22 protein-coding genes are annotated in these 23,769 nt (G+C 70.0%); 10 read left to right on the forward strand and 12 right to left on the reverse strand.

Features of this window, described 5'->3' with window-relative positions:
- Positions 1 to 3 precede the first annotated feature (3 nt).
- On the reverse strand, positions 4 to 1,251 hold the full coding sequence (locus DES41_RS35490; protein WP_114472404.1) for an NRAMP family divalent metal transporter: 1,248 nt from the start codon (positions 1,249 to 1,251) through the stop codon (positions 4 to 6).
- Positions 1,252 to 1,613: 362 nt separating this feature from the next.
- Between DES41_RS35490 and DES41_RS35495 the strand changes: the two genes are divergently transcribed.
- Entirely contained in the window at positions 1,614 to 2,315 is a 702-nt protein-coding gene (locus tag DES41_RS35495; RefSeq protein ID WP_114472405.1) for a TetR/AcrR family transcriptional regulator, read from the forward strand.
- Positions 2,316 to 2,497: 182 nt separating this feature from the next.
- Here DES41_RS35495 and DES41_RS35500 read toward each other — a convergent pair whose 3' ends face one another.
- Genes DES41_RS35500 through DES41_RS35510 form a run of 3 tightly spaced genes read right to left on the reverse strand, consistent with a single transcriptional unit; the run spans position 2,498 to position 6,467 of the window.
- Entirely contained in the window at positions 2,498 to 3,928 is a 1,431-nt protein-coding gene (locus DES41_RS35500) for a CoA-binding protein (protein ID WP_114472406.1), read from the reverse strand.
- A complete protein-coding gene (locus tag DES41_RS35505; RefSeq protein ID WP_114472407.1) occupies positions 3,925 to 5,478 on the reverse strand; it encodes a class I adenylate-forming enzyme family protein in 1,554 nt (517 codons plus the stop codon). Before DES41_RS35505 ends, DES41_RS35500 begins: the two co-directional genes overlap by 4 nt.
- A complete protein-coding gene (locus DES41_RS35510; RefSeq protein WP_114472408.1) occupies positions 5,475 to 6,467 on the reverse strand; it encodes a Bug family tripartite tricarboxylate transporter substrate binding protein in 993 nt (330 codons plus the stop codon). The genes DES41_RS35505 and DES41_RS35510 overlap by 4 nt, the downstream gene beginning before the upstream one ends.
- A 328-nt stretch (positions 6,468 to 6,795) precedes the next feature.
- Between DES41_RS35510 and DES41_RS35515 the strand changes: the two genes are divergently transcribed.
- Genes DES41_RS35515 through DES41_RS35530 form a run of 4 tightly spaced genes read left to right on the forward strand, consistent with a single transcriptional unit; the run spans position 6,796 to position 9,536 of the window.
- Complete coding sequence (locus tag DES41_RS35515; protein WP_114472409.1) at positions 6,796 to 7,353, forward strand: cytochrome b; 558 nt, start codon at positions 6,796 to 6,798, stop codon at positions 7,351 to 7,353.
- Positions 7,354 to 7,379: 26 nt separating this feature from the next.
- Positions 7,380 to 7,934 carry a YceI family protein gene (locus DES41_RS35520; protein ID WP_114472410.1) on the forward strand — a complete coding sequence of 185 codons (555 nt, stop codon included), beginning with the start codon at positions 7,380 to 7,382 and terminating at the stop codon, positions 7,932 to 7,934.
- 53 nt (positions 7,935 to 7,987) lie between these two features.
- Entirely contained in the window at positions 7,988 to 8,575 is a 588-nt protein-coding gene (locus DES41_RS35525; RefSeq protein WP_114472411.1) for a YceI family protein, read from the forward strand.
- Between the two features lie 55 nt (positions 8,576 to 8,630).
- Positions 8,631 to 9,536, forward strand: coding sequence for a DUF2167 domain-containing protein (locus DES41_RS35530; RefSeq protein WP_114472495.1), 906 nt, complete (start codon positions 8,631 to 8,633; stop codon positions 9,534 to 9,536).
- A gap of 199 nt (positions 9,537 to 9,735) precedes the next feature.
- Here the strand turns inward: DES41_RS35530 and DES41_RS35535 are convergent, their stop codons facing one another.
- The 4 genes from DES41_RS35535 to DES41_RS35550 form a co-directional block, all read right to left on the reverse strand.
- Positions 9,736 to 10,326, reverse strand: a complete 591-nt coding sequence (locus DES41_RS35535; protein ID WP_342769701.1) for a nucleotidyltransferase family protein — start codon at positions 10,324 to 10,326, stop codon at positions 9,736 to 9,738.
- On the reverse strand, positions 10,323 to 10,919 hold the full coding sequence (locus DES41_RS35540) for an isochorismatase family protein (protein ID WP_114472412.1): 597 nt from the start codon (positions 10,917 to 10,919) through the stop codon (positions 10,323 to 10,325). The genes DES41_RS35535 and DES41_RS35540 overlap by 4 nt, the downstream gene beginning before the upstream one ends.
- A 119-nt stretch (positions 10,920 to 11,038) precedes the next feature.
- Positions 11,039 to 11,956, reverse strand: a complete 918-nt coding sequence (locus DES41_RS35545; protein ID WP_147283051.1) for a PEP-CTERM sorting domain-containing protein — start codon at positions 11,954 to 11,956, stop codon at positions 11,039 to 11,041.
- Positions 11,957 to 12,144: 188 nt separating this feature from the next.
- Entirely contained in the window at positions 12,145 to 13,308 is a 1,164-nt protein-coding gene (locus DES41_RS35550; RefSeq protein WP_114472414.1) for a PQQ-dependent sugar dehydrogenase, read from the reverse strand.
- A 246-nt stretch (positions 13,309 to 13,554) separates the two neighbouring features.
- Here DES41_RS35550 and DES41_RS35555 point away from each other — a divergent pair, with 246 nt between their 5' ends.
- The gene (locus tag DES41_RS35555; RefSeq protein ID WP_211333159.1) at positions 13,555 to 14,172 is read left to right on the forward strand and encodes a C40 family peptidase; all 618 of its coding nucleotides are present in this window, start codon (positions 13,555 to 13,557) and stop codon (positions 14,170 to 14,172) included.
- A 22-nt stretch (positions 14,173 to 14,194) separates the two neighbouring features.
- Here DES41_RS35555 and DES41_RS35560 read toward each other — a convergent pair whose 3' ends face one another.
- Complete coding sequence (locus DES41_RS35560; protein WP_245966030.1) at positions 14,195 to 15,112, reverse strand: LysR family transcriptional regulator; 918 nt, start codon at positions 15,110 to 15,112, stop codon at positions 14,195 to 14,197.
- The gene (locus DES41_RS35565; RefSeq protein ID WP_245966031.1) at positions 15,109 to 15,858 is read right to left on the reverse strand and encodes a response regulator; all 750 of its coding nucleotides are present in this window, start codon (positions 15,856 to 15,858) and stop codon (positions 15,109 to 15,111) included. Before DES41_RS35565 ends, DES41_RS35560 begins: the two co-directional genes overlap by 4 nt.
- A 60-nt stretch (positions 15,859 to 15,918) precedes the next feature.
- On the opposite strand from DES41_RS35565, the gene DES41_RS35570 reads away from it, so the two are divergent.
- Positions 15,919 to 18,054 (forward strand): ATP-binding protein, encoded by a 2,136-nt coding sequence (locus tag DES41_RS35570; protein ID WP_114472416.1) that lies wholly within the window; start codon positions 15,919 to 15,921, stop codon positions 18,052 to 18,054.
- 7 nt (positions 18,055 to 18,061) lie between these two features.
- Here the strand turns inward: DES41_RS35570 and DES41_RS35575 are convergent, their stop codons facing one another.
- Positions 18,062 to 19,420, reverse strand: a complete 1,359-nt coding sequence (locus DES41_RS35575) for a M16 family metallopeptidase (protein ID WP_114472417.1) — start codon at positions 19,418 to 19,420, stop codon at positions 18,062 to 18,064.
- 3 nt (positions 19,421 to 19,423) lie between these two features.
- Positions 19,424 to 19,681 (reverse strand): helix-turn-helix domain-containing protein, encoded by a 258-nt coding sequence (locus DES41_RS35580; RefSeq protein WP_114472418.1) that lies wholly within the window; start codon positions 19,679 to 19,681, stop codon positions 19,424 to 19,426.
- 452 nt (positions 19,682 to 20,133) lie between these two features.
- Here DES41_RS35580 and DES41_RS35585 point away from each other — a divergent pair, with 452 nt between their 5' ends.
- From DES41_RS35585 to DES41_RS35595, 3 genes are read left to right on the forward strand one after another with little or no spacing between them, the layout of a single operon-like run.
- Positions 20,134 to 21,534 (forward strand): cytochrome c, encoded by a 1,401-nt coding sequence (locus tag DES41_RS35585; RefSeq protein WP_114472419.1) that lies wholly within the window; start codon positions 20,134 to 20,136, stop codon positions 21,532 to 21,534.
- A 17-nt stretch (positions 21,535 to 21,551) separates the two neighbouring features.
- The gene (locus DES41_RS35590) at positions 21,552 to 22,097 is read left to right on the forward strand and encodes a sugar dehydrogenase complex small subunit (RefSeq protein ID WP_114472420.1); all 546 of its coding nucleotides are present in this window, start codon (positions 21,552 to 21,554) and stop codon (positions 22,095 to 22,097) included.
- On the forward strand, positions 22,094 to 23,731 hold the full coding sequence (locus DES41_RS35595; protein WP_114472421.1) for a GMC family oxidoreductase: 1,638 nt from the start codon (positions 22,094 to 22,096) through the stop codon (positions 23,729 to 23,731). Before DES41_RS35590 ends, DES41_RS35595 begins: the two co-directional genes overlap by 4 nt.
- The last annotated feature ends 38 nt before the right edge of the window (positions 23,732 to 23,769 follow it).

Raw genomic sequence — 23,769 nt, forward strand, 5'->3', positions numbered from 1 at the left:
GGATCACAGGGTGGCGAACATCGCCACCACCGTCGCGCCCATCACCGCCGTGGCCAGCCAGCCGGTCGCCCGCAGGCGCGGCCCGATCACGTAGGGGCCCATCACCGCAGGGCGCGACGCCAGCAGCATCATCACGGCCATGATGGGCACCGAGATCACGCCGTTGAGCACGGCGGCCCAGAACAGCTCGCGCACCGCGTCCATGGGCGTGAAGCACAGCAGCACGCCGCCCAGCGTGGCCGCGGCGATCACGCCGTAGAAGCCGCGGCCCTCGCCACGGTCGAGCCGTGCGCTCAGCGTGCCGTTCCAGCCCGCGGCCTCGGCCACCGCATAGCCGGCAGAGCCTGCCAGCACCGGCACGGCCAGCAGGCCGGTGCCGATGATGCCCAGGCTGAACAGCCCAAACGTGAATTCGCCCGCCAGCGGCCGCAGCGCCTCGGCCGCCTGCGCGGAGGTCTGGATGTCGGTCACGCCGGCCGCGTGCAAAGTGGCCGCCGTGCTCAGGATGATGAAGAACGCGATCAGGTTGGAAAAGCCCATGCCGACCAGCGTGTCGAGCTTGATGCGGCGCAGGTGCCGGCGCACGTCGGCCGGCCCCTGCGGCGGGCCGTCGCGCGCGTCTTCCATCTCCTGCGCGGCCTGCCAGAAGAACAGATAGGGGCTGATGGTGGTGCCGAAGAGCGCCACCACCATCAGCAGCAGGTCGTGGTCCAGCGCCAGCTGCGGCCGTGCGGCGCTGCGCAGCACGGCCCACCAGTCGAGGTGCAGCGAGAACGCCACCGCCACGTAGGCCAGCAAAGCCAGCGTGAGCCACTTGAGCCAGCGCACGTAGGTCTGGTAGGGCAGGAACACCTGCAGCACCAGGCTCGCCAGGCCGAAGGTGACGGCATAGACATGGGACGAGCCGCCCAGCAGCAGGCGCAGCGCCTCGGCCATGGCGGCGATGTCGGCCGCGATGTTGAGCGTGTTGGCCACCACCAGCAGGCCGACAACGGCCAGCAGCACCCAGCGCGGAAACGCATCGCGGATGTTGGCCGCCAGCCCGCGCCGCGTGACATGGCCGATGCGCGCGCTGACCACCTGCACGGCGGCCATCAGCGGCAGCGTGACCACCGCCGTCCACAGCATGCCGTAGCCGAACTGGGCGCCGGCCTGCGAATAGGTGGCGATGCCGCTCGGGTCGTCGTCGGCCGCTCCGGTGATCAGGCCGGGACCCAGTTGGCGCAGGCCGCGCCATGCCTTCTGTTGCATCGCCTGCCTCCGCCGGCGTCAAACGCGGTGCGGAGAACCGGCCGCCACCTGTCCCACGTTCGCCCTGCCATCCAGGGCATGGGCGACGTGGTGGCGGCCAGAGTGCACGCGAGCGACGGAAAGGGGCGAAATGGTCTTGCGCATGGGCGACTCCCTGGTGCCGCAGGCAACGGCTTGCGGCCAGTTGGTTCCGCGCTGCCCTCGCAGTGCGGATGCGCCAGTGTCGGGCGCCACCGTTGCGCCAAGGTTTGCGCGCCAGCCGCTTGTGTTACTGCTGCAACGCGCTGTGGAACACGCATTCGCATCGCCGCCAGTGCCGATAATGCCGGGCGCGGCTTCGACGGCCCCACCTACCCCACGCCATGCCCGCCAAAGCCCCTCTTGCAGCTCCCTCCGAAGCAACGCCAGCCGGCAGTTGCGACGACGCAGACCACGCCGACCACGCGGCGCCCACCAGGAGGAGCTACCACCATGGCAACCTGCGTGACGAACTCGTGCGCCAGGGCATGGCGCTGCTGGAAGCGCAGGGCATGGCCAGGCTCAGCATGCGCGAGGTGGCACGCCAGATCGGCGTGGCGCAGACCGCGCCGCTGCACCATTTCGAGGGCAAGACGGGCCTGCTCGCGGCCATCGCTGCGCAAGGCTTCCGCGAGCTGTTCGCGTTCCGCATGCAGGCGCTGCAGCACAAGCGCGATCCCGAGGAGCGGCTGGTCGCGGTGATGCTGGCCTTCGTGGAATTCGCGCGTTCGCGCCCGGCGCTGTTCCAGCTCATGCACGGCCCCGAGATTCCCGACAAGAGTTTGTTCCCGGAACTGGACGAAGCCGCCACGCGCTCGTATGCCTTGCTGGAAACCTGCGTGGCCGACCACCTGCAGGCCACCGATGGCTCCATCGACCGCAGCCGCGAGGCCACGCTGGCGGCCTGGACCGCCTGCAGCGGCCTGGCCACCATCCTCACCAACCCGCAGAACACGCCGCGTTCGGTGCTGCGCAAGGACCCGATGGGCATCGCGCGCACCATCGTCGGCATGTTCCTGCGCGGTCTGAGCGAGCGGCCGGGCTGAAGATCGGCGCCCCTCGGGAGTGAGAGGTCCGAGCACCACGTTGTTCGCCTCGGTGCTGCGATGCCGGCACGCTGGGCCGCATGGCGCGGCACGTGGGCGCCACGCGTGGCATGTGCCTGGCGTTCAGGGCGCCGTGACAGGCCCGGCCGAAGGACGTGCGGGCATGGGAATCGGTGGCTACCTCATGCCCGAACGGCATCCGCGGGCAGCGGTGTGGCGCGACCCGCGAGATGGAGGGCGAAGCCCGCGATCTCTGCCACCGCCTCGGCCTCGCCACGGAACACGGGGAAGCCCTGCTGCGCAAAGCCCGAGCGCACATGCGCATGGGGGCTGAACAGCCACAGGCTCTTGCCCTCGGCCTCCACGGCGGCGCGGCAGTCGCGCGCGAAGCGGGCGATGTCGTAACTCGGCCCGCCCATCGCCAGCAAGCCCAGCACCACGGTATCCACCGCCGGGTCGGCCAGCGCGCAGGCCACCACGTCGCCCAGCAGTCCGGGCTGCCCCAGCAGCGCGGCGGTCAGGTCGAGCGGATTGCGGTTCAGCGAGAACGCAGGCAGCAACGCACCCATTCGCGCGCAGCTGGCGTCCGACAGCCGGGCCAGCGGCAGGCCGACGCGGCTGGCCTGGTCCGCGGCGAGGACGCAGTAGGCGCCCGAGTTGCTGACCACGGCCAGCCGTGGCTTGGCGGGCAAGCGCACACGCATGGCAGCCTGCGCGCGCTGCAGGTAGCCGGGCACGCAGCGCAGCAGGGCGTCCAGATCGGCCACGCTGCGGCAACCGGCACCGTCGAACAGCGCATCCAGGGCCGGCATGCCCGCACCCTGCGCCCCCGTGTGCAGGCCGGCCGAACGGCGGCCGTGCTCGGAGGCACCGGCGCGCACGGCCACCACCTGCACGCCGCACTCGCGCGCCAGCACGAGCGCGGCACGCATGCGCTCGGGGTCGCGCACGTTCTCCAGGTACAGCAGCACCAGGTGCACGCCGGGCCGTTGCGCCAGCGCAGCGATGAAGTCGGCGGTGTCGAGATCGGCCTCGTTGCCGGTGGCGGCCACGCAGCGCACGCCCACGCCGCGCTCGCGCAGCAGCGCGTAGAGCGACACGCCGAACGCACCGCTCTGCGAGACGATGGCCACGGGCCCGTCCTGCGGCGCGCAGTCGGCGTAGATCGAGGCGAACGACAGCACGGCGCCGCTGTCGAAGGAAGCGACGCCGATGCTGTTCGGACCGAGCAGCCGCACGCCGGCGCGCTGGCAGATCCGCTGCAAGTGCTGCTGGCGCTCCCGCCCTGCGCTGCCGGTCTCGGCATAGCCCGACGCGAACAGCACCACGGCCTTCACGCCCAGCCGTCCGCAGGCGACGAGCTGCTCTTCCACACCCTCCGAGGCGATGCAGACGACGACGGCGTCGGGCACCTCCGGCAGCGCCTCCAAGGACGGGTAGGCGCGCAGGCCCTGGACCGTGGCCGCACGCGGGTTCACCGGGTACACGCGGCCGCGAAAGCCCTGCTGCGCGAGGTACTGCAGCGGCCGGCCACCGACCTTGTGGATGTTGTCGGACGCGCCGACGACGGCGACCGCCGCGGGCGCCAGCAGCGCTTGCAGCGGCCCAGTCATGGCGCCGCCTCTTGCGCCTGCGTGCCCTGGTTCGCCAGCGCCTTGAGCTGCGCCTTGAGCAGCTTGCCCGTGCTCGACGCCGGCAACTGTGCCTGGCAGACGATGGCGCTGGGCAGCTTGTAGGGTGCCAGCCGTTCGCGCAGGAAGGCCAGCAGGCGGCCAGCATCGACGCTGCGCCCGGCGACTGGCTCCACATAGGCCACCACCTCCTCGTCGCCCGGCACGCGGCGGCCGACAACGGCACATTGCGCGACGTCGGGAAACGCGGCGATGGCCTTCTCGACCTCGGCCGGGTACACGTTGAAGCCACCGCGGATGATCATCTCCTTGCTGCGCCCGGCGATGGACAGGTCGCCTTCGGGGCCGAAGAAGCCGATGTCGCCCGTGTGCAGCCAGCCGCGCGCATCAACGGCTGCCGCCGTCTGCACCGGATCGCGGAAGTAGCCCTTCATGACGTTGGGCCCGCGGATGCAGACCTCGCCGCGTTCGCCATCGGGCAAGCGCGCGCCAGCGCCGTCCTGCACCTCCACCTCGATGCCGGGGATCGGCCAGCCCGCCGTGATGCCGCTGGGCGGCGGATGCCCGATGGTGCGCGTGGCGGCCGGCGCCGATTCGGTCAAGCCGTAGCCGTGGTGCAGGCGCACGCCGAGCAGGGCCTCGGTCTGGGCCTTGCGCGTGGCGTCGATCAGCGAGCCACCGATGTAGGCCAGGCGCAGCCGGTTCGGCACCAGTGCGCGGCCGCTCTGCTGCGCCCACTCGTGCAGGCGCGTGTACATCGCCGGCACGCCTTGAAACACCGTGACACCGCCCAGGATGGCATCTGCCAGCTTGGCCGCAGAGAAGCGCTCCACCAGCCGGAACGTGACGCCGGCGCGCAGGCCGTACAGCAATGCAGAGATCAGCCCGAAGGAGTGCGAGATCGGCAAGGCATGGAACACCACGTCCTGCGGCTGCACCATCTGCTGCGCGAGCGCGCAGCGCGTGACGAAGTCCAGATTGCCGTGCGTCAGCATCACGCCCTTGGGCGTGCCGGTGCTGCCCGAGGTGTAGACCATCAGCGCCACATCGTCGGCCGAACCGTTGTCGCTGCCGTCGGCGGCGGTGCCCGCACCCTCGCATTGCAGCAGTTGCCCGCCGGCCAGTTCTGCTGGTGCGGCGCCGGCCCGCAGCCGCTGCGCATGGGCCGCCGCCTCGGCCGAGGCGGAGGACGCGAAATAGACCAGCCGCGGTTCGCAATGGGCGCAAATGCCGTCGATCTCGCCCGGCGCCATGCGTGCGTTCAGCGGCACGGCCCAGCCGCCGGCCTGGATGGCGGCCAGCAGAACGACCACCATGTCCAGGCTGTTCTCGCCGACCATCACCATGCGCTGGCCGCGCTGCAGGCCAGCGCGGCGCAGCAGGCCCGCAGCCTGCGCGATGCGCTGCGCAAGGTCGGCGTAGGTCAGCGTGCGGCCATCCTCCAGCAACAGCGCGGGATGGGCGCCGCGCCCGCTGTCCACGACCTGCTGCACGATGGTGTCGATCCTCGGCGTCATGTCGGCGCGGCTCATTCGATGCGGATGTTCTTGGCCTGGATCAGCGGGCCCCAGACGGCGCGCTCGGCCTGCATGTAGTCGTTGAACGCGGCCGGCTTGAGCGGCGGCGGGATGACCAGGCCAAGGGCCTCGAACTGCTCGCGGAACGGCTTTTCGGCCTGGGCCTGGACGATGGCCTGGTTGAGCCGCTCCACCACCGCGGCAGGCGTGCCGGCCGGCGCCAGCACGCCATACCAGGTCGAGACGTTGTAGCCTGCCACGCCGCTCTCGGCCACCGTGGGCACCTGCGGCAGCACGGCCACGCGCTCGCGGGTGGTGACGGCGATCGGGCGCAGCTTGCCGCCCTTGATCAAGGCGGCGGTGCTCGCAACGGAGTCGATGGACGCCTGCGTGTCGCCGGCCAGCACCGAATTCATGCTGGGTGCGCTGCCGGCAAAGGGCACGTGGATCATCGAGATCCCGGCCTCCGCGAGCAGTATCTCCATCGCCAGGTGCGTGGAACTGCCGGTGCCGGGCGAGGCATAGGCCAGCTTGCCCGGCTCGGCCTTGGCCAGGCGCACCAGGTCGGCCAGCGTCTGGACGGGGCCGTTGGCGTTGACCGTCAGCACCAGCGGCGTGACGGCGACATTGGCCACCGCCGTGAAGTCCGTCGCCGGGTTGTAGCGCAGGTTGGGGATCAGCATGGGGTTCAGCACCGCGGTGCCCGCCGTCGCCAGCAGCAGGGTGTAGCCGTCGGCCGGCGCGCTGGCCACCTGGATGGCGCCGATGGCGGTGTTGGCGCCGGGCTTGTTCTCCACCACCACCGGCTGGTGCAGGCTGTTGCGCAGCGCATCGGCCAGGCGCCGCGCCAGCGTGTCGGCGATGCCGCCGGGCGCATACGGCACGACGAGCCGGATGGGTTTGTCGGGGTAGCCCTGCGCCCCTGCCGGGCCGGTGCCTGCCAGAACCAGGGCCGGAGCCAGTGCGGCGGCCGCACCCCATCGTGAAAAGCTGCGTCTGTCCATGTCTCGACTCCTTGCGTTGACATACCGGCCGCTGTCTCGGTCCGGTTATTTGATCGGTGATCAGATAGTAAGTCGAGCGAACAACAGAAACGAGAGGGTGAATACCCTATAGCTACCGGTCACCCATACGTCAAAACCTGATCGATGCTCACATTGCAGCGCCAGACGATGCGTGACGGCGTCGGTTGCGCGCCGGCGGTTTCGATCCGGCTTCGCCGCGTCGTTCATCCTTTTTGAATCCAGGAGGCGATTTGATTGAAACTCCCCGCACTGGGCCGACTCTAGGATCGGGCCAACAACAAAGTGCGGCTTCGTGCCGCCCCAACACATGTCTCCACCCCCTGCCGCCCGTTACGGCGCCACGGCGATCGCCCTCCACTGGCTGCTGGCCCTTGCCCTGGTCGGAATCTTCGCCGTGGGCCTGTACATGACCAGCCTGCCGTTCTCCCCGGCGCGGCTGAAGCTCTACAACTGGCACAAGTGGGCCGGCGTGACGATCCTGGCGCTGTCGGCGCTGCGGCTGCTGTGGCGCCTCACGCACCGGCCGCCTGCACTGCCGGCGGCGGTGCAGGCCGGCATGCCACGCTGGCAGCAGGTCGCCCACCACGCCACGCACCACCTGCTCTACCTGCTGTTCTTCGCCGTGCCGCTGATCGGCTGGGCCTACAGCTCGGCCGCGGGCTTTCCGATCGTGTTCCTGGGCCTGGTACCGTTGCCGAGCTTCGTGCCGGCCAATCCGGAACTTGCCGAACTGATCAAGCCGTGGCATGAGATCAGCGCCTATGCCCTGGCCGCGTTGGTCGTGTTGCACGTGGCAGCCGCACTGAAGCACCATTTCATCGACCGCGACGGCCTGCTCTCGCGCATGCTGCCGGGCCGCGGTTGACCCCTCCTCTTTCCTTCGGAGTTCCCATGAAGCTTGTCACCACCTTCGCCGGCCTGATGCTGGCCGCCACCGCCGCGCTGGCGCAACAGGCCCTGGTGCCCGCGCAGAGCGAGATCGCCTTCGTCAGCAAGCAGATGGGCGTGCCCGTCGAGGGGCGCTTCAAGAAGTTCGACGCCCAGGTCGCTTTCGACCCCGCCAAGCTGGCGACCAGCAAGGTGGCCTTCACGGTCGACATGGGCAGCGCCTCGCTCAGCAAGGAAGCCGATGCCGAACTGGTCAAGCCGGTCTGGTTCAACACGCCGAAGTTTCCGCAGGCCAAGTTCGAGTCCACCGCCATCAAGGCGCTCGGCGGGGGCAAGTACGAGGTCGCCGGCAAGCTGGACATCAAGGGCAACGCCCAGGATGTGGTGGTGCCGGTGACGCTCACGCAAAGCGGTGCCACCACCGTGGCCGCGGGCAGCTTCACGATCAAGCGCCTTGCCTTCAAGATCGGCGAGAACGAATGGACCGACACGTCCATGGTGGCCGACGACGTGCAGGTCAAGCTCAAGCTGGCCCTGACCGGCGTGCCCAAGCTCTGACTCCCTCTTTCCCTCCCCTCAACCACACCCTTTTCCCAACTGGAGATTCCTGGATGCAACGTCTCGCACTGACTGCCCTGGCCACGGCCGCCGCTTCGATCCTTCTGGCCGCCGGCAGCGCCCACGCGCAGAGCGCCACCTACGTGGTCGAACCGACGCACACCTTCGCCACCTTCGAGATCAGCCACTTCGGTGCTGCCGTGAACCGCGGCCGCTTCGAGAAGAAGGAAGGCCAGATCACGCTGGACAAGGCGGCCAAGACCGGCAAGGTCGAGATCACCTTCCAGATCGGCTCCATCAGCACCGGCACGCCGCCGTTCGACAAGCACCTGCAAAGCGCCGACATCTTCGACGCCGCCCAGTTCCCCACCGCCACCTTCGTGGGCGACAAGTTCACGTTCAACGGCGACAAGGTCAGCGAAGTGGCCGGCACGCTCACGCTCAAGGGCAAGAGCCAGCCCGTGACCTTCAAGGCCAAGCAGTTCAACTGCTACGAGAGCCCGATGCTCAAGCGCGAAGTCTGCGGCGGCGATTTCGAAACCACCATCGACCGCACCGCCTTCGGCGTGGACTACGGCATCAAGTTCGGCATCCCCAAGGAAGTGCGCATCGTGGCCCAGATCGAGGCCATCCAGCAGTAAGCGCCTCCCCTACACTCCTCCCACCCAGAATCGATCACAACAGGGGGGAGTGAACATGACGTACATCCTGCCGCGCCTCGTCGCGGCTTTTTTGATGGCGTGCGCCCTTGGCGCCCAGGCTGCCGGCACCGACATGCCATCGCCGCGGCAGGCCGAGCTCGACGCGGCCTACAAAGCCGCGCAGGACACGCACCTGCCCGGCCCGGCCGACATCGCCATGCGCGACCAGGCGCACCTCAAGCTGCCCGCCGGGTATCTGTGGATTCCGCAGCCGGCCGCCGGAAAGCTCATGCAGGCCATGGGCAACACGGTCGACGACAGCTTCGTCGGCGCCATCTTTCCTGCCGGCGACGGCGACTGGTTCGTCGTTGTCAAGTTCGTCAAAGAGGGCTACATCCGCGACGACGACGCCAAGGAATGGAACGCCGACGAGCTGCTGACCAGCCTGCGCGAAGGGACGGAAGCCGCCAACGAGGAACGCGCCAAGCGCGGCATCGGCGCCATCGAGGTGGTGGGTTGGGCCCAGAAGCCGCAGTACGACAGCGCCACGCACCGGCTCGCCTGGTCGGCACTGACACGCAGCAAGGGCGACACCAGCGGCGAACAGGGCGTGAACTACAACACCTACGCGCTCGGCCGCGAGGGCTATGTGAGCCTCAACATGGTGACGGCAGCCCACGCGCTGGAGAAATACAAGCCGGAAGCCCTGGCGCTTCTGGGCGCGCTGCAGTACGACGAGGGCAAGCGCTACGCCGACTTCAATGGCAGCACCGACAAGGTCGCGGCCTACGGGCTGACGGCCCTGGTCGCAGGGGCCGCCGCCAAGAAGCTGGGGCTGCTGGCGGTGATCGCCGCCTTCCTGGCCAAATTCGCCAAGGTGGCCATCGTGGCCGGTGGCGCGGCGGTCTGGGGCTTTGCCAAGCTGTTCGGCAAGAACAAATCCGAGGGCCCGAAGGCCTAGCCAGTGAAGGTGCTCCTGCCGCGCCTCAGGTGCTCAAGGCCTGGCGCTACGACCCCGCGGCGCCGGAGAACCGCAGCGACTACGCGGTGTGGCCGAAACCCGCCTGACCTATGCGCTTTACGACCTTGGGTTGCTGGCGTTCCTGGCAGTCATGGCCCAAGACACGCACGAGATGCTGGGCGCCCTGCGCTGACGCGGTTCACACGCGCAGCGCAGGCGGGTCCACCGGCACGATGCGCAACCACGGCCAGCGGGCCTGGTAGCTCTCGGCCTTGCGCAGGAACAGCGCAGGCGCAGGGTGCCAGGGGTTCATGCGCAGGACTCCAGCCTCGAGCTCCTCCAGCCCATGCGGCGCATACAGCGCGCCGCTGGCCAGTTCCAGGCCCACGCAGGTGCAGGCCACGAGGTAGCGGTCGATGCCGTCGCGGGCGCTGCGCAACTGCGGATAGTCCATGCCGAAGCGCTGGCGATACCACAGGTGCACGCGCGCCTGGTTCTTGACTTCGACCTCCACGCCCAAGTCGGCCGTGGCCGCGTGCACGGCACGGATCACGACGTCCTCGGCCTCCCAGGACAGGTCGCGCGCATCGAAGTAGAAGACGTCGTAATCCTTGACACCCCAGCCGGGCGCGTGGCCGCCCTGCCGGTTCCAGACCGACTGGTACAGGCAGCCTGCAACCACGTGGCCCTGTGGCAGGTGCATCCGCGCCAGGCGCTCGACGAGCGCGGCGTTGACCGGGTTGGCCAGCGCGCCCGCGACCAGGCCTTGCGGCGTGAGCGGCACGCTCACTTGATCAGCGCATGCACGGCCTTGAAGTCGGGATGCTCGGCCGTCTCCAGCCACTCGAACAGCACCATTTCCGTGGTCACGAGTTCGGCGCCGGCACCGGCCAGGCGGTCGAAGGCGGCGTCGCGGTTGCGCTCGGTGCGCGAGCCGCAGGCGTCGGTGACGACCCAGACCTCCATCTCGTCCTCGAGCAGTTCGAGCGCGGTCTGCAGCAGGCACACATGGGCCTCGCATCCGGCGATCACGATGCTGCCACGCTCCGCTTCGGCGGGCTTTTGCAGGTGCTTGGGCAGGCTGCGCGCGTTGCCTCCGGCGGGCTTCGCGGGCGGCTGCAGCCATTCGCCCAGGCCTTCGGCCACGGCGCTGAAGTGCATCTTGGCCAGCGTGCGCTGGCACAGCGCGCGCAGCTCGGGCAGGTTGGGCCCCAGCTTGGAGGGGTTCTGCTCCGTACCCCAGACGGGCACCTGCAGCAGCTGCGCAGCCTGGGCCAGCCGCAGCGCATTGGCCGCCACCTCGGCATGGCCGGCAATGACCGGCATGAGCTTTTGCTGGTAGTCGACCAGCACGAGTTGGGAGGCGGAGGCTTGCAGCAGCATGGATCGGACGGTCTTGGGGAAAGCCGCCCATGATAGGTGGGCGGCCGCGGCCCTTGCGCCGCCCGGACGTAAAAAAGCCCCGCCTGGGCGGGGCTCCGGGGGGAGGGGACGACGGGCCTTCAGCTGCCGCGGCGCTGGCCTGCACGCCCGCGGCGCCGCGCGGCACCCAGGGCGACCAGCGCCAGGCCAGCCAAGGTCAGCGTGCCCGGTTCCGGTACGTCGTTGCGCGACTGGAACAGGTAACCAGCGATGGCCAGTTCATCGAAGCCAGGATCCATGTCGCGCAGCGACATCTGGATCACGATGGAGTCGCTCGGCAGGAAACCGCCGTCGTACAGGTTGAAGGTCGGGAAGACCGCGAAGTAGTCGGGCTTGCCGCTGCCGCTGGTCTGCCACTTGTACGTGTTGGCGCTCGGCGTGAGGATGTTGCAGTCGCCCAGAGGCAGGTCCGGGTTGGCGCCCACCGTGGGACTGCCGCACGAGGTGACGCGGGCGTTGACGTCGTAGGAACCATTGGCCACCGTGTCCAGCGCGAACTCCTGCAACAGGGTGGCGCCCCGGTAGACCGCCACGCGGCCGGAGATCAGCAGGTTCGGGCTCTGCTGGTTCTCGTTGTGGTCGAACACAAACAAGGGCTGGTAGGCCGTGCCGCCGATGGTCAGCAGGGTGCGCAGCGCATTGATGGTGCCTGCCGCGCCCATGCCCCAGGTGCCATCAAAATCGCCGCTCCCGCCCGCGTTCATGGGCTGCTGGAAGGGCGACGGATTGGCCACGCCGTTGTTGGAGTACACGATGAGGCCCAGCGTGCCAGAGCCGACCGCGAAATCGAAGACGCTGTTGTTGCCGGGGATGAGGCCGGCGGCTTTCTGCTGGGCCAGCAAGGAGGAGGAATAGACCAGGGCCTGGTCGAACTGCTGGGGTCCGATGCCGTCGATCGGCGAGGTCGGCAAGGTGATGGTGGCTATGGCATGGGCCGAGTGCACGGCGCCGAACGCCAGTGCTGTTGCAATCAAACCTGAACGAATGGATCGGGACATGGTGCCTCCGGTTCTTTGTGTAGTGTGGGGACCACACGATCCGCATAAACCGGGCCATGTGCATACGATTTGCACATTTCTCCTCTGAACTACCTATGCACGCCGTGTCATAAGTCACGCGCAACCCATTTGTTCTGCAAGCAATATCGACACCGCCCGGGCCGGCATCTGCGCGGTTTGCTGTCGAATCAGGAATCGCCCGGCACCAAGCGCAACAACTGGCCGTTGCTGGCATCGGTCAGCACATAGAGCAGGCCATCCGGCCCCTGGCGCACGTCGCGCACGCGCTGGTCCACCTCTGCCAGCAGTTGCTGCTCGCGCGCCACCCGGCCGTCGGCGTCCAGTTCCAGCCGGTAGAGCCGGCCGAACTTGAGCGAGCCGACGAACAGGCTGCCCTGCCAGGCCTTGCCATAACGCCCGCTCGTCAGGAAGGCCATGCCCGAGGGCGCGATGGAGGGCACCCAGTAGTGCAGCGGCTGCTCCATGCCGGCCTTCGCGGTCAAGCCCTCGCCGATGCGGGCGCCACCGTAGTTCACGCCATGGGTGATGACCGGCCAGCCATGGTTGCGACCGGGCTGCGGCAGGTTGATTTCGTCACCGCCCTGGGCACCATGCTCGTGGGTCCAGAGCCGGCCGTCCGGCGCCAGTGCGGCGCCCTGCAGATTGCGGTGGCCGTAGCTCCAGATCTCGGGCAGCGCGCCGGCACGGCCGGCAAAGGGGTTGTCCCTGGGCACGCTGCCGTCCTTGCCCACGCGCACGACCTTGCCGTGGTGGTTGTCCAGGGTTTGCGCGTCGGCCATGCGGCTGTAGCGGTCGCCCAGTGTGAGGAACAGCGTGCCGTCCGGCTTGCCGCCGACACGGCGCTCGACGATGCGGCAGCCGAAATGCGCGCTGCTGGAGACCTTGGGCTTCTGGCTGAAGATCACCCGCAGTTCTTCCAGGCGGCTGCGGTCGTCCGACAGCCTGGCCCGGGCCAAGGCCGTGCTGTTGGCGCGGCCGTCCCCTGCCGGCTCGCTGTAGCAGAAGTAGAGCGTGCGGTTGTCGGCGAAGCCGCTGTCCACCACCACGTCCAGCAGGCCGCCCTGGCCGCCCGCCGCGATCTCGGGCAGGCCGGCCAGCGGAGCACCGAGCTTGCCATCGGCTTCCACCACACGCATGCGGCCAGGTCGCTCGGTCACCAGGAAGCGGCCTTCGGGCAGGAAGGCCAGCCCCCAGGGGTTCTGCAACCCGGCGGCCACCGCCTGCACGCGCGCTGGCGTCTGGGCCGTTGCGGGCCACGCGAGCACAAGGCCGAGGCCAGCCAGCACGAGGCCAATGCGCCGCGCGGAGGGGACGAAAGGGAACAGGGGCATGCGTCAGATCCTGGAAAACGGCAGTGCATGGCAGGCACAGCGCCAGCATTCGCACGCCGCTTGGAGCAATGCGGCGCGCGATTCGTTCGGCCTCGATTTCATCCGTTTGTAGGAGCACACCCCTTGTTTTTGTCCGACAAAGGGGGTCGCTGTTACAAATTTAATTTGTAAAACATTACGAATCAAACACTTACAATCCAATCCTCGCTTGACGCCTCAATAGCGCAGGCTTTACTCTCCCGCCCCATGCCTCGCTGGACCGCCGTTTTCATCCTCGCCTGCTGCGTCGCCAGCGCCGCCCAAGCCGCCCCCCCGGAGTCTTCCCTGCCGGCCGCATCGCCCGAGATGCCGGCCGACATGCAGCGCGCGCTGGCCGAGCGCGGCCTGGTCCGGCAAACCCTGGGCCACATCGAGCAGGTTGGCCAGACCATGCGCGACACCACCTCCGACCTGGTCGGCACGGCCATGGGCTTCCTGGGCGTGCCCTACCGGCGTGGCGGCAACTCGGCGGAATCGGGCTTCGACTGCAGCGGTTTCGTGCGGGCCGTCTATTCGCAGACCGTGGGCCTGGTGCTGCCGCGCCGCGCCAACGAGCAGGCCGCCGCCACCGACACCATCGAGAAGCGCGACCTGCAACCAGGCGACCTGGTGTTCTTCAACACCATGCGCCGCACCTTCAGCCACGTGGGCATCTACGTGGGCGATGGCAAGTTCGTGCACGCACCGCGCAGCGGCGCCAAGGTGCGCGTCGAAGACATGGACAGCAGCTACTGGAAGCGCCGCTTCGATGGTGCCCGCCGTGTCGAGACCGACACGCCGCTGGACGCCAGCGCGCTGACCAAGCTGGGCGCCGGCGGCAACTGAGCCGCCGCCCGCCGCTTCCCTCTCATTCGCCGAACTCCTGCGCCGCCAGCTGGCGCATGCGCTGCACGGCCGGCTTGCTGCTGCCGGGCCGGTAGGCCAGCGCGAGTGCGACCAAGGCCTGGTCCGCCAGGTCGCGCAGCGGCCGGAACACCAGCTGCGCGTTCGGCAGCTCGGCCATCATGGATGGCACCAGCGCGATGCCCAGCCCGGTCTGCACCAGGGCCAGCACGGTCTGGATCTGGATCGCCTCCTGCGCCGCCCGCGGCACGAAGCCGGCGCGCTGGCACAGCAGCATGCACACGCTGCGCATGCCTTCGGCCTGCGTGCGGTCGTAGAGGATGAAGTTCTCGCCCTGCAGGTCGGCCAGCACGAGGCTGCGCCGGCGCGCCAGCGGATGGCCCTGCGGCAGCGCGGCCACCAGGGTCTGGCGCTGCAGCGTCAGGAACTCCGCGCCCATGGCGTCGAGCACCGGCGTCCAGAGCAGGCCGATGTCGATGCTCTCTTCGGCCAGGCCGCGCAGGATCTGCATCGAGGAGCTGTCGCGCAGCAGCAGCTCGACCTGTGGATGCTCGGCCCGAAAGCGCGGGATCAGCCGCTGCAACAGCCCGTGCGTGGCCGAACCGACGAAGCCCACGCGCAGCAGCCCGGCCATGCCGCTCTGGGCCAGCGCGGCCATCTCGGAGAACGCGGCGGCGTGGTGCAGCATCTGGCGGGCCGCGTCCAGCGCGGCCTCGCCGCTGGGCGTCAGGCGCACGCCCTTGGCGCTGCGCTCGAACAGCCGCACGCCGAGTTCGGTCTCCAGCTTCTGGATCGACACCGTGAGCGGCGGCTGCGTCATGTGCAGCAACTGGGCGGCACGGTGGAAGTTCAGCGTCTCGGCCAGCACCACGAAGTGGCGGATGCGGCGCAGGTCCACGCCGCGCAGGGCCGCCACCGTCATGCCAGCCGGTCCACGCGCGCGTGGAAGATGTAGCCCGCGCCGCGCTCGGTGCGGATCAGCCGCGGCGTGGCCGGGTCGGCCTCGATCTTGCGGCGCAGCCGCAGGATCTGCACGTCGATCGAGCGGTCATAGACCTCGGCGCCGTGCAGGCGCGAGAGCTCCAGCAACTGCTCGCGCGAGAGCACGCGCTGCGGCGCCTCGCACAGGGCCTGCAGCAGGTTGAATTCGCCGTTGCTGAGGGCCACCGCCTGGCCCTGCGGATCGGTCAGGTGGCGCCCCTGGACGTGGAGCTCCCAGCCCTCGAACCGGTAGGCGCGTACGCGCGTCGGCGCGGCCGGCGATGCGGCCGGCACCTGGGCCTGCGTGCGCCGCAGCACGGCGCGGATGCGCGCGAGGATCTCGCGGTTGCTGAAGGGCTTGGTCACGTAGTCGTCGGCGGCCAGCTCCAGGCCCATCACGCGGTCGGCCTCCTCGTCGCGGCCGGTCAGGATGATCACCGGGATGGCGCTGTGCTCGCGCAGTTCGCGCGCGAGCTGCATGCCGTCCTCGCCATCGAGCCGCAGGTCCATGAGCACGAGGTCGATGACCTGGGCGGCCAGCACGGCGCGCATCGCGGCGCCCGAGGCGGCGCCGCTCACGCGCAGCGCGTGCCCGCCCAGGTAGTCGCCGAGCAGCTCGCGCAGGGCGGGATCGTCATCGACGACGAGAATGTGCGGGGAGTGCGCCATGGTGGCGGCATGCGTCATGGAGATTGCGGAAATTCGGCCCGAGGCCCACTGTTTCGACTGTAGCCGGGGCGAGGCCCCATGAAGCCCGCCGCACGCCTGCGTAGCGGCATCGTGGCCGGCGGCCTGGTGCTGGTCGCGGCCTTCGCGGGCTCGGCCGCCTGGGACGGCTGGCGCCTGCACCAGCAGGTGCTGGACCTCAACGCGCGCGAGATGGGAAACCTGGCCCGTGCGCTGGCCGGCGAGGCCGCCCGCAACCTGCAGGCCGTGGACGTGCTGCTGCGCGACACCGCGATCTGGTACGAGGCCCTGCCCCGCACGGCCGACGCACTGGCCGTCAACAGCAGCCTGGACGCGCGCGCCGCCGGAGCACCGCAGGTCAGCGTGCTGGCCATCGTTGCGGCCGACGGGCAGCAGACGCACCGCTCGCGCGCCGCCGGCCGGCCACTGACCGACACCTCTGCCCGCGCCTATTTCCGCCGCCAGCGCGAGGATGCGCAGGCAGGGCTCGTCATCGACGGCCCGCTGCTCGCGCGCACCGAGGGCCAGGCCGCGGTCGTGGTCTCGCGCCGGCTGGCCCGTCCCGATGGCGGCTTCGACGGTGTGGTGGCCGCCACCGTGCGCCTGGATGCGCTGCAGCAGGCCTACGCGGCCATCGCACTCGGCGCGGGCAGCCGGCTGCTGCTGGCCCAGCCGGACGGCAGTGTGCTCGTGCAGCTGCCCGGCGATGCGGCCGGCCAGCGCATGCCGGACTCTCTGGCGCGGCTGCAAGGCCCCGCCGTCCAGCCCTGGACCGACCCGGCCGACGGCCGCCTGCAACTGGCGGCCGTGGTGCCGGTCGGCCCCCTGCCCCTGCGTCTGGCCATCACCCGCGAGCGCGACACCGCCCTGCAGCCCTGGCGCCAGGAAATGCGCAGCGCCGCCGCGCGCGTGCTGGCCGTGGGCCTGCTGGTCGCCCTGGCCGCCACTGTGCTGCTGCGCCAGTTGCGCCAGCGCGATGAGGCAGCGCGCGAACGTGAACGTCTCGAACAGCGCCTGCAGCAGACGGCGCGCATGGAGGCCCTGGGCCAGCTGGCCGGCGGCATCGCGCACGACTTCAACAACATCCTGAGCGCCATCTTGGGTTTCGGCGACATGGCGCAGCAGGAAGCGCCGCCCGGCAGCGCGCTGCGCCGCCACATCGACCGCGTGCTCGAAGGCGGCCAGCGCGCGCGCCTGCTCGTGCAGGGCATCCTGGACTTCAGCCGCAGCGGCGTGGCCGAGCCGCTGCCCGTGCATGTGCAAAGCCTGCTGGCCGAACTGGCGGCGTTGCTGGCCGAGGCGGCACCGCCCGGCGTGCAGGTGCAGGTGCGGTTGCAGGCCGGCGACAGCGCCGTGCTGGGCGACGCCACGCAGATCTACCGCGTGGCCATGAACCTGTGCAGCAACGCCATCCAGGCCGTGGCGGATGGTGGCGAGGGTGCCGGCACCGTGGCGCTCACGCTCGAGCGGCTGGAACTGCCCCAGCCGCGCGAGCTCTCGCATGGCGAACTGCGCGCCGGCGCGCACGTGTGCCTCACGGTGCAGGACGACGGGCCCGGCATCCCGCCCGAGGTGCAGGCGCGCATGTTCGAACCCTTCTTCACGACCAGGCGGCCCGGCCAGGGCACGGGCCTGGGCCTGGCCGTCGCGCACGGCATCGTGCTGGGCATGGGCGGCGCGATCGACGTGCAGTCGGCGCCCGGCGCCGGCACGCGCATCGCGGTCTGGCTGCCGTCACCCGGCCATTGCGCAGCGCCGACGCCCACGCCCGCCGCCGAACCGGCCGACGGCCAGGGCCGCTGCATCATGGTCGTCGACGACGAGCGCGCGCTGGTCGAACTGGCCGAGGAGACGCTGGCCGGCCTGGGCTACGAGCCGGTCGGCTACGCAAGCGCCGAGCACGCACTTGAAGCCTTCGCCGCCGCGCCCGATCGCTTCGACGCGGTGCTCAGCGACGAGACGCTGCCCGGCCTGTCGGGCAGCGTGCTGGCCCAGCGCTTGCGCGCGCAGCGGCCCGGCCTGCCGGTGCTGCTCATGAGCGGCCAGGCCGACGCCGCGCTGGCGCAGCGCGCGCGGGTGGCTGGCGTGCATGCCGTGCTGCCCAAACCCTTGGCCCGGCACACACTGGCGGCGGCGCTGGCCAGCGCGTTGCGCAAGGACGCCCGACCATCCATGCCGGACACCCGGCGCCGCTGAAGGCCGGCTACCGCGCCGCCGCACCCGCAGGTGGGACCTGCCCCGGGCCCAGTGCCGCCAGGCGCGCGGCCAGCTGGCGCGCGCCCCGGGCGGTGGCGCCCTTGCCCGTGATCGCCAGCGCGGGCGCATGGGCCAGCATGCGCTGGAAGACGGCGCGCACTTCGTCTGCGCCGATGTCCTCGATGATCGCCAGCGCCTGGGCCATCGGCATCACCGCGCCGCTGGCCTGCAGTTCTTCCACGGCCTGCTCCATCGTGGCGTAGGTGCGTTCAGCGGCGCGCACGCGCGACACGGTCAGCTGGTTCTTGGCGCGCTCCAGGTGCACGGGGTCGATCGCAGCCGCCTGTGCACGCAGCAGGTCGCCCGTGGCTGCGACCAGCGCCTCCAGCTTGTCGGGCGTCGTCACGGCATTCACGACAAAGTTGGCCCACACGTCCCCCTTGTCGATCGTGGCATCGGCCGTATAGGCCAGGCCGAGCTTCTCCCGGATGGTGTCGACCAGCGGCGACGACATCCCGCCGCCGAACAGGTTGGCCGCCACCGACGCCACCAGGCGCCAGCGCTGCTGCGACACGGCATCCAGTTGCGCCGGCGCCACCGGGTAGGCGATGTTCAGGAACACCTGGGAGACCTGGGTGAAGCGCCGCGCCACGGCCTGCCCCACATAGGTGGCAGGCGCCGGTGGCTCGACCACCGAGGGATCGTGCGCCGCCGGCATCGCGCCGAACAGCTCCCCGGCCAACGCCATCCAGGCCGCGACATCGAAATTGCCCGCTGCGGCGACGACCGTCTTCTGTGCAACGTAGTGCGACTGCACGTGGCGCACGAGGTCGCTGCGCGAGAAGCCTTCGATGTTGCCGAGGGTGCCGATCACGGGCATGCCCATGGATGCGTCGCCCCAGATGGCACGGTCGAGCAGGTCGTCGGCGCTGTCCTGCGGATCCTCGTCGTACTCGATGGCCTCCTGCCGGATCACTTCCAGCTCGCGGCGCAACTCGTGCTCGGGAAAGCTGCTGTTCAACACGATGTCGGCCGTCATGCGCAGCAACTGGTCGGCATGCCGGCCCAGGCCCGTCATGAAGTAGCCCGTGGCGTCCTTGCCGGTGAACGCGTTGACATCGGCGCCGAGCCGCTCGGCGTCCAGGTTGATCGCCTGGACGGAGCGGGTGGCCGTGCCTTTGAACGCCATGTGCTCCAGGACATGGCTGATGCCATTGGTGGCCGGCGTCTCGTCGCGGGAACCGACCCGCAGGAAGACGCCCACGCTGACGCTCTGCACATGCGGCATCGGCACGGCCAGCAGCCTCACGCCGTTGGCCAGCGTGCGAAGCGCCGCGGCGCTCCCTCCGTCCGGGTGATGGGCCATGGCTCAACGCTCCTGCGGCTGCTGCGGCTGGAGCCCGACGCCGTAGAGCGCCAGCAGGCCGACCATGTGCCCGATGGACACGCCGGGCTCGCCCGCTTCGACGCGGCCGATGGTCTGCACATGCACGCCCAGGCGCGCGGCCGCCGCGGCCTGGCCTTCGCCTGCCGCCAGCCGCGCCGCCTTGGCGGCCGCGCCCAGGGCGCGGATGGTCTGCAAGGCGTCCTCGCCGATGTCTGTGGAAATGCGCTTGCCTTGGGTCATCGGCGGATTGTCGCCGCGCCGCAGCGGGCCGCTTGTGCGGCGGCGCCACCCGGGCACCGGCCCATGCGGCCCCGGCAACCGCGGCTGGCCGCCTTGCAGGCGGGCCGGCCGAGCCGACGGTTACAGCTGAAATCCACGCCCCTGCGCTGAAATCGGGCCGACATCCGGCGCGGCGAGCATTGCGGCCGCGACAGCGCCCGCTCGAACGGGCCCGCGCCCCCAGGCCGGCAGCCCCATGTGCCCCAGGCCGGCATCGATTCCTGTCCGCACCGGCCACCAGGCCGCTGCGGAGGCCGACGCTCTGCGGGCGCGGCCCGCCTCGGCGCGCGCACCCACGAAGAGAACGCCAGGAGCAGCATGCACCATCCCCACCCAGCCCCGTGCGGCGACGCGCGCGCACGCACAGCGCCCCCTCGCCCCGCCCACCGTCCGCAGCCCGAGGCACGATCCGCATGCCGCTGAACCGGACCGCAGCCGCCCTGCTGCTGGTGCTGGCCGGCGGCCCTGCCCTTGCCGCCGACACCGCGCCCGCCACCAACCCGCTCGTCGAGCGCGGCCGCCAGCTCTCCATCGCGGCCGATTGCGTGGCTTGCCACACCGCCCCCAACGGCGGCGCGCCGTTCGCGGGTGGCTATGCCATCGATTCGCCGATGGGGCCGATCTTCTCGACCAACATCACGCCCTCGAAGACGCACGGCATCGGCAACTACACGCTGGAGCAGTTCAGCCGCGCGCTGCGCCAGGGCGTGCGGCCCGACGGTGCCCACCTGTACCCGGCCATGCCCTACACGGCCTACACGCAGATCAGCGATGCGGACACCGAGGCGCTGTACAGCTACTTCATGCACGGCGTGCAGCCCGCGGACCAGCCCACGCCGGCCACGCAGCTGCCCTTCCCTTTCAGCGTGCGCGCTTCGATGGCGGCGTGGAACGCACTGTTCCTCCAGGACCAACGCTTCACGCCCGACGCCGCCAAGACCACCGAGGTCAACCGCGGTGCCTACCTGGCCGAGGCCCTGGCCCACTGCAGCACCTGCCACACGCCACGCAACGCGCTGATGGCCGAACGACTGGGCGACCGCCACCTGGCCGGCGGCGCAGTCGGCCCCTGGTACGCGCCCAACATCACGTCCGACCCGCAGCACGGCATCGGCGGCTGGACCGAGGCGGAACTGGTGCAGTACCTGCGCACGGGCCACATCGACCACAAGGCCCAGGCCGCCGGCCCCATGGCCGAGGCCATCGAGCACAGCCTGCAGCACTTGCCTGCGTCGGACCTGAAGGCCATCGCCGCCTACCTGAAGCAGACCCCACCCATCGGCGCCGAGCAGGCCGGCGCGCCGACGCGCTTCGACCGCGGCCAGGCGTCGCGCAGCGAATTCGACCTGCGTGGCCAGGCCACGGTCGATGCCGGCTGGCGCATCTTCAGCGGCAGCTGCGCGGCCTGCCACCAGGCCAACGGCACGGGCACCGGAAACGGCGCCTACCCGGCGCTGTTCCACAACTCGGTGACCGGCGCCGACCGCGCCGACAACCTGATCGCGACCATCCTGCACGGCGTGAGCCGCACGGTGGACGGCAAGCCGCAGTTCATGCCGGCCTTCGGCGACGCGGCCGCGTTCACCGACCGGCTCAGCGACCAGGAGATCGCCGAGCTCAGCAACTACGTGCTGGCGCAGTACGGCGGCAGCGCCCTGCGCGTGGATGCGGAACAGGTGCGCGTGGCGCGCGCCGGTGGCGAGAAGCCGCTGCTCGCGAAGGCGCAGCCCTTCATGCTCCCCGCCCTCATGGTGCTGGCTTTGCTGGTGCTGGTGGCCCTGGTGGCCCTCGTGCTGCGCCGGCGCGCCCGCTGACCCCAAGAAAGAACCCCATGACCCAAGAACAAGCCATCCACGGGCCGCTGCTGTCGCGGCGCGCCCTGCTCGAAACCGCTGCCGCAGCCGGCGTCGCGCTGGGCCTGGCTGCGGTGTCCATGCCCGCCGCGCTGGCGCAGGCGCAGCCACCCGCAGGCGGCCTGGCCGCGGCCGACTTCCATCGCCTGTCGCAGTTCCTCACAGGCGGCGAGCCGCTGGACGCGGCGCTGGCCGCCCGCTACCAGGCCGTGCTGCGCAAGCGTGACCCGGCCTTCGACCAGGCCGCGCAGGACCTGCTGCGCCTGGTGGACGGCAGCCAGGCCGCGCATGTCGACGCCCTGCTGCAGCAGCCGCAACTGGCCGAGGGCCCGCTGCACGACACGCTCAAGCGCATCGTCTCGGCCTGGTACCTGGGCATCGTGGGCGACGACAACGGCACCGAACTGGTGGCGTATGCCAACGCACTGATGTACCGCCCCACGCGCGGCATCCTGGACATCCCCAGCTATGGCTCCGGGCCCGACACCTGGGGCCAAAAGCCGCAGACCGAAAGCACGACATGAACAACAGCAGCCAATTCGACGCCGACCTCATCGTCATCGGCTCGGGCGTGATGGGCGGCCTGATCGCCACGCGCCTGGCCAAGGCCGGCAAGTCGGTCATCATCCTGGAGGCCGGCCCGCGCGTGAAGCGTGCCGACATCGTCGAAACCTACCGCAACGCGCCGGTCAAGCTCTCGCTGGCCAACATGAAGGCCCAGGGCAGCGGCTCGCCCTTCCCGAACCCGCCGCACATCCCGTCGACCTACGGCGACTACCTGCAGCAGGTCGGCCCCGTGAAGTACCCGACCAAGTATTTGCGCGTGGTGGGCGGCACCACCTGGCATTTCGGCTCGGCGCTGTGGCGCATGATCCCGAACGACTTCAAGCTGCGCACGCTGTACGGCCGCGGCCGCGACTGGCCCATCGGCTACGACGAACTGGAGCACTACTACAACGAGGCCGAGGCCGAACTCGGCGTCTCGGGCGTGGACGGCCAGGACGAGAGCGGCCATGGCGGCGCGGCGCATCCGCCGCGCTCCAAGCCCTTCCCGATGAAGGGCCTGAACGAGCCCTACTTCATGCAGCGCGTGGCCGAGATGCTGAAACCCGGGGGCTACAACCCCGTGATCGAGCCGCACGGCCGCGCCAGCCGCCCCTACGGCAACCGGCCGGTCTGCGCCGGCAACAACAACTGCAACCCGGTCTGCCCCATCGGCGCCAAGTACGACGGCTCCATGCACATCGACGCGGCCGAGCGCCATGGCGCCAAGCTGCTGGACAACGCCGTGGTGCACAAGATCGAGGCAGGTGACGACGGCAAGATCACGGCCGTGCAGTACACCCGCCCCGACGGCAGCACGCACCGGCTGACGGCGCGCCATTTCGTGCTGGCCGCCTATGGCATCGAGAGCCCCAAGCTGCTGCTGATGTCGACCTCGGAGAAGTACCCGAACGGCATCGCCAATTCGTCCGACCAGGTGGGCCGCAACCTGATGGGCCACACCGGCATCAGCATGAACATCATGATGGGCGAGGACGTGTGGCCGGGCCAGGGGCCGACCGAACTGCTGGTCTACCTGAACTGGCGCGACGGGCCGTTCCGCAAGGACATCCCGAGCTACAAGACCAAGTTCCGCAACACCGTGCCGACCTCGCAGATCGCTTCCGGCCTGATCGAGAAGGGCGTGTTCGGCAGCCGGCTCGACGCCGAGATCCGGCGGCAGTCGGCGCGCTCGCTGAACGTGGCCGTGGACTTCGAGACCGAGGCGCTGCCGCAGAACCGCATCGTGCCGAGCAAGACCAAACGCGACGCCATCGGCATTCCCTTGCCCGAGATCTACTACAGCGTGAACGACTACTGGAACGCGGGCCGCGACTTCGGCGTGACGGATTTGAAGCGCATGGCCGCGCTCATGAACGCCGAGATCCTCAAGATGGACACCAGCCACCAGGACCGCCAGCACATCATGGGCACGACCATCATGGGCGACGACCCGAAGGATTCAGTGGTCGACCGCGACTGCCGCACGCACGACCACCCGAACCTCTTCATCGCGGGCACCAGCGTGATGCCGTCGGCCTCGTGCATGAACCCGACGCTGACGGGCGCCGCGCTGAGCGTGCGCATTGCCGACCAACTGCTCAAGGAGATCTGAGCGGCGCGCGGGCCTGATTCGAAACCCGTATCAGGCCG

The organism is Pseudorhodoferax soli (assembly GCF_003337555.1).
GTDB lineage: Bacteria > Pseudomonadota > Gammaproteobacteria > Burkholderiales > Burkholderiaceae_C > Pseudorhodoferax > Pseudorhodoferax soli.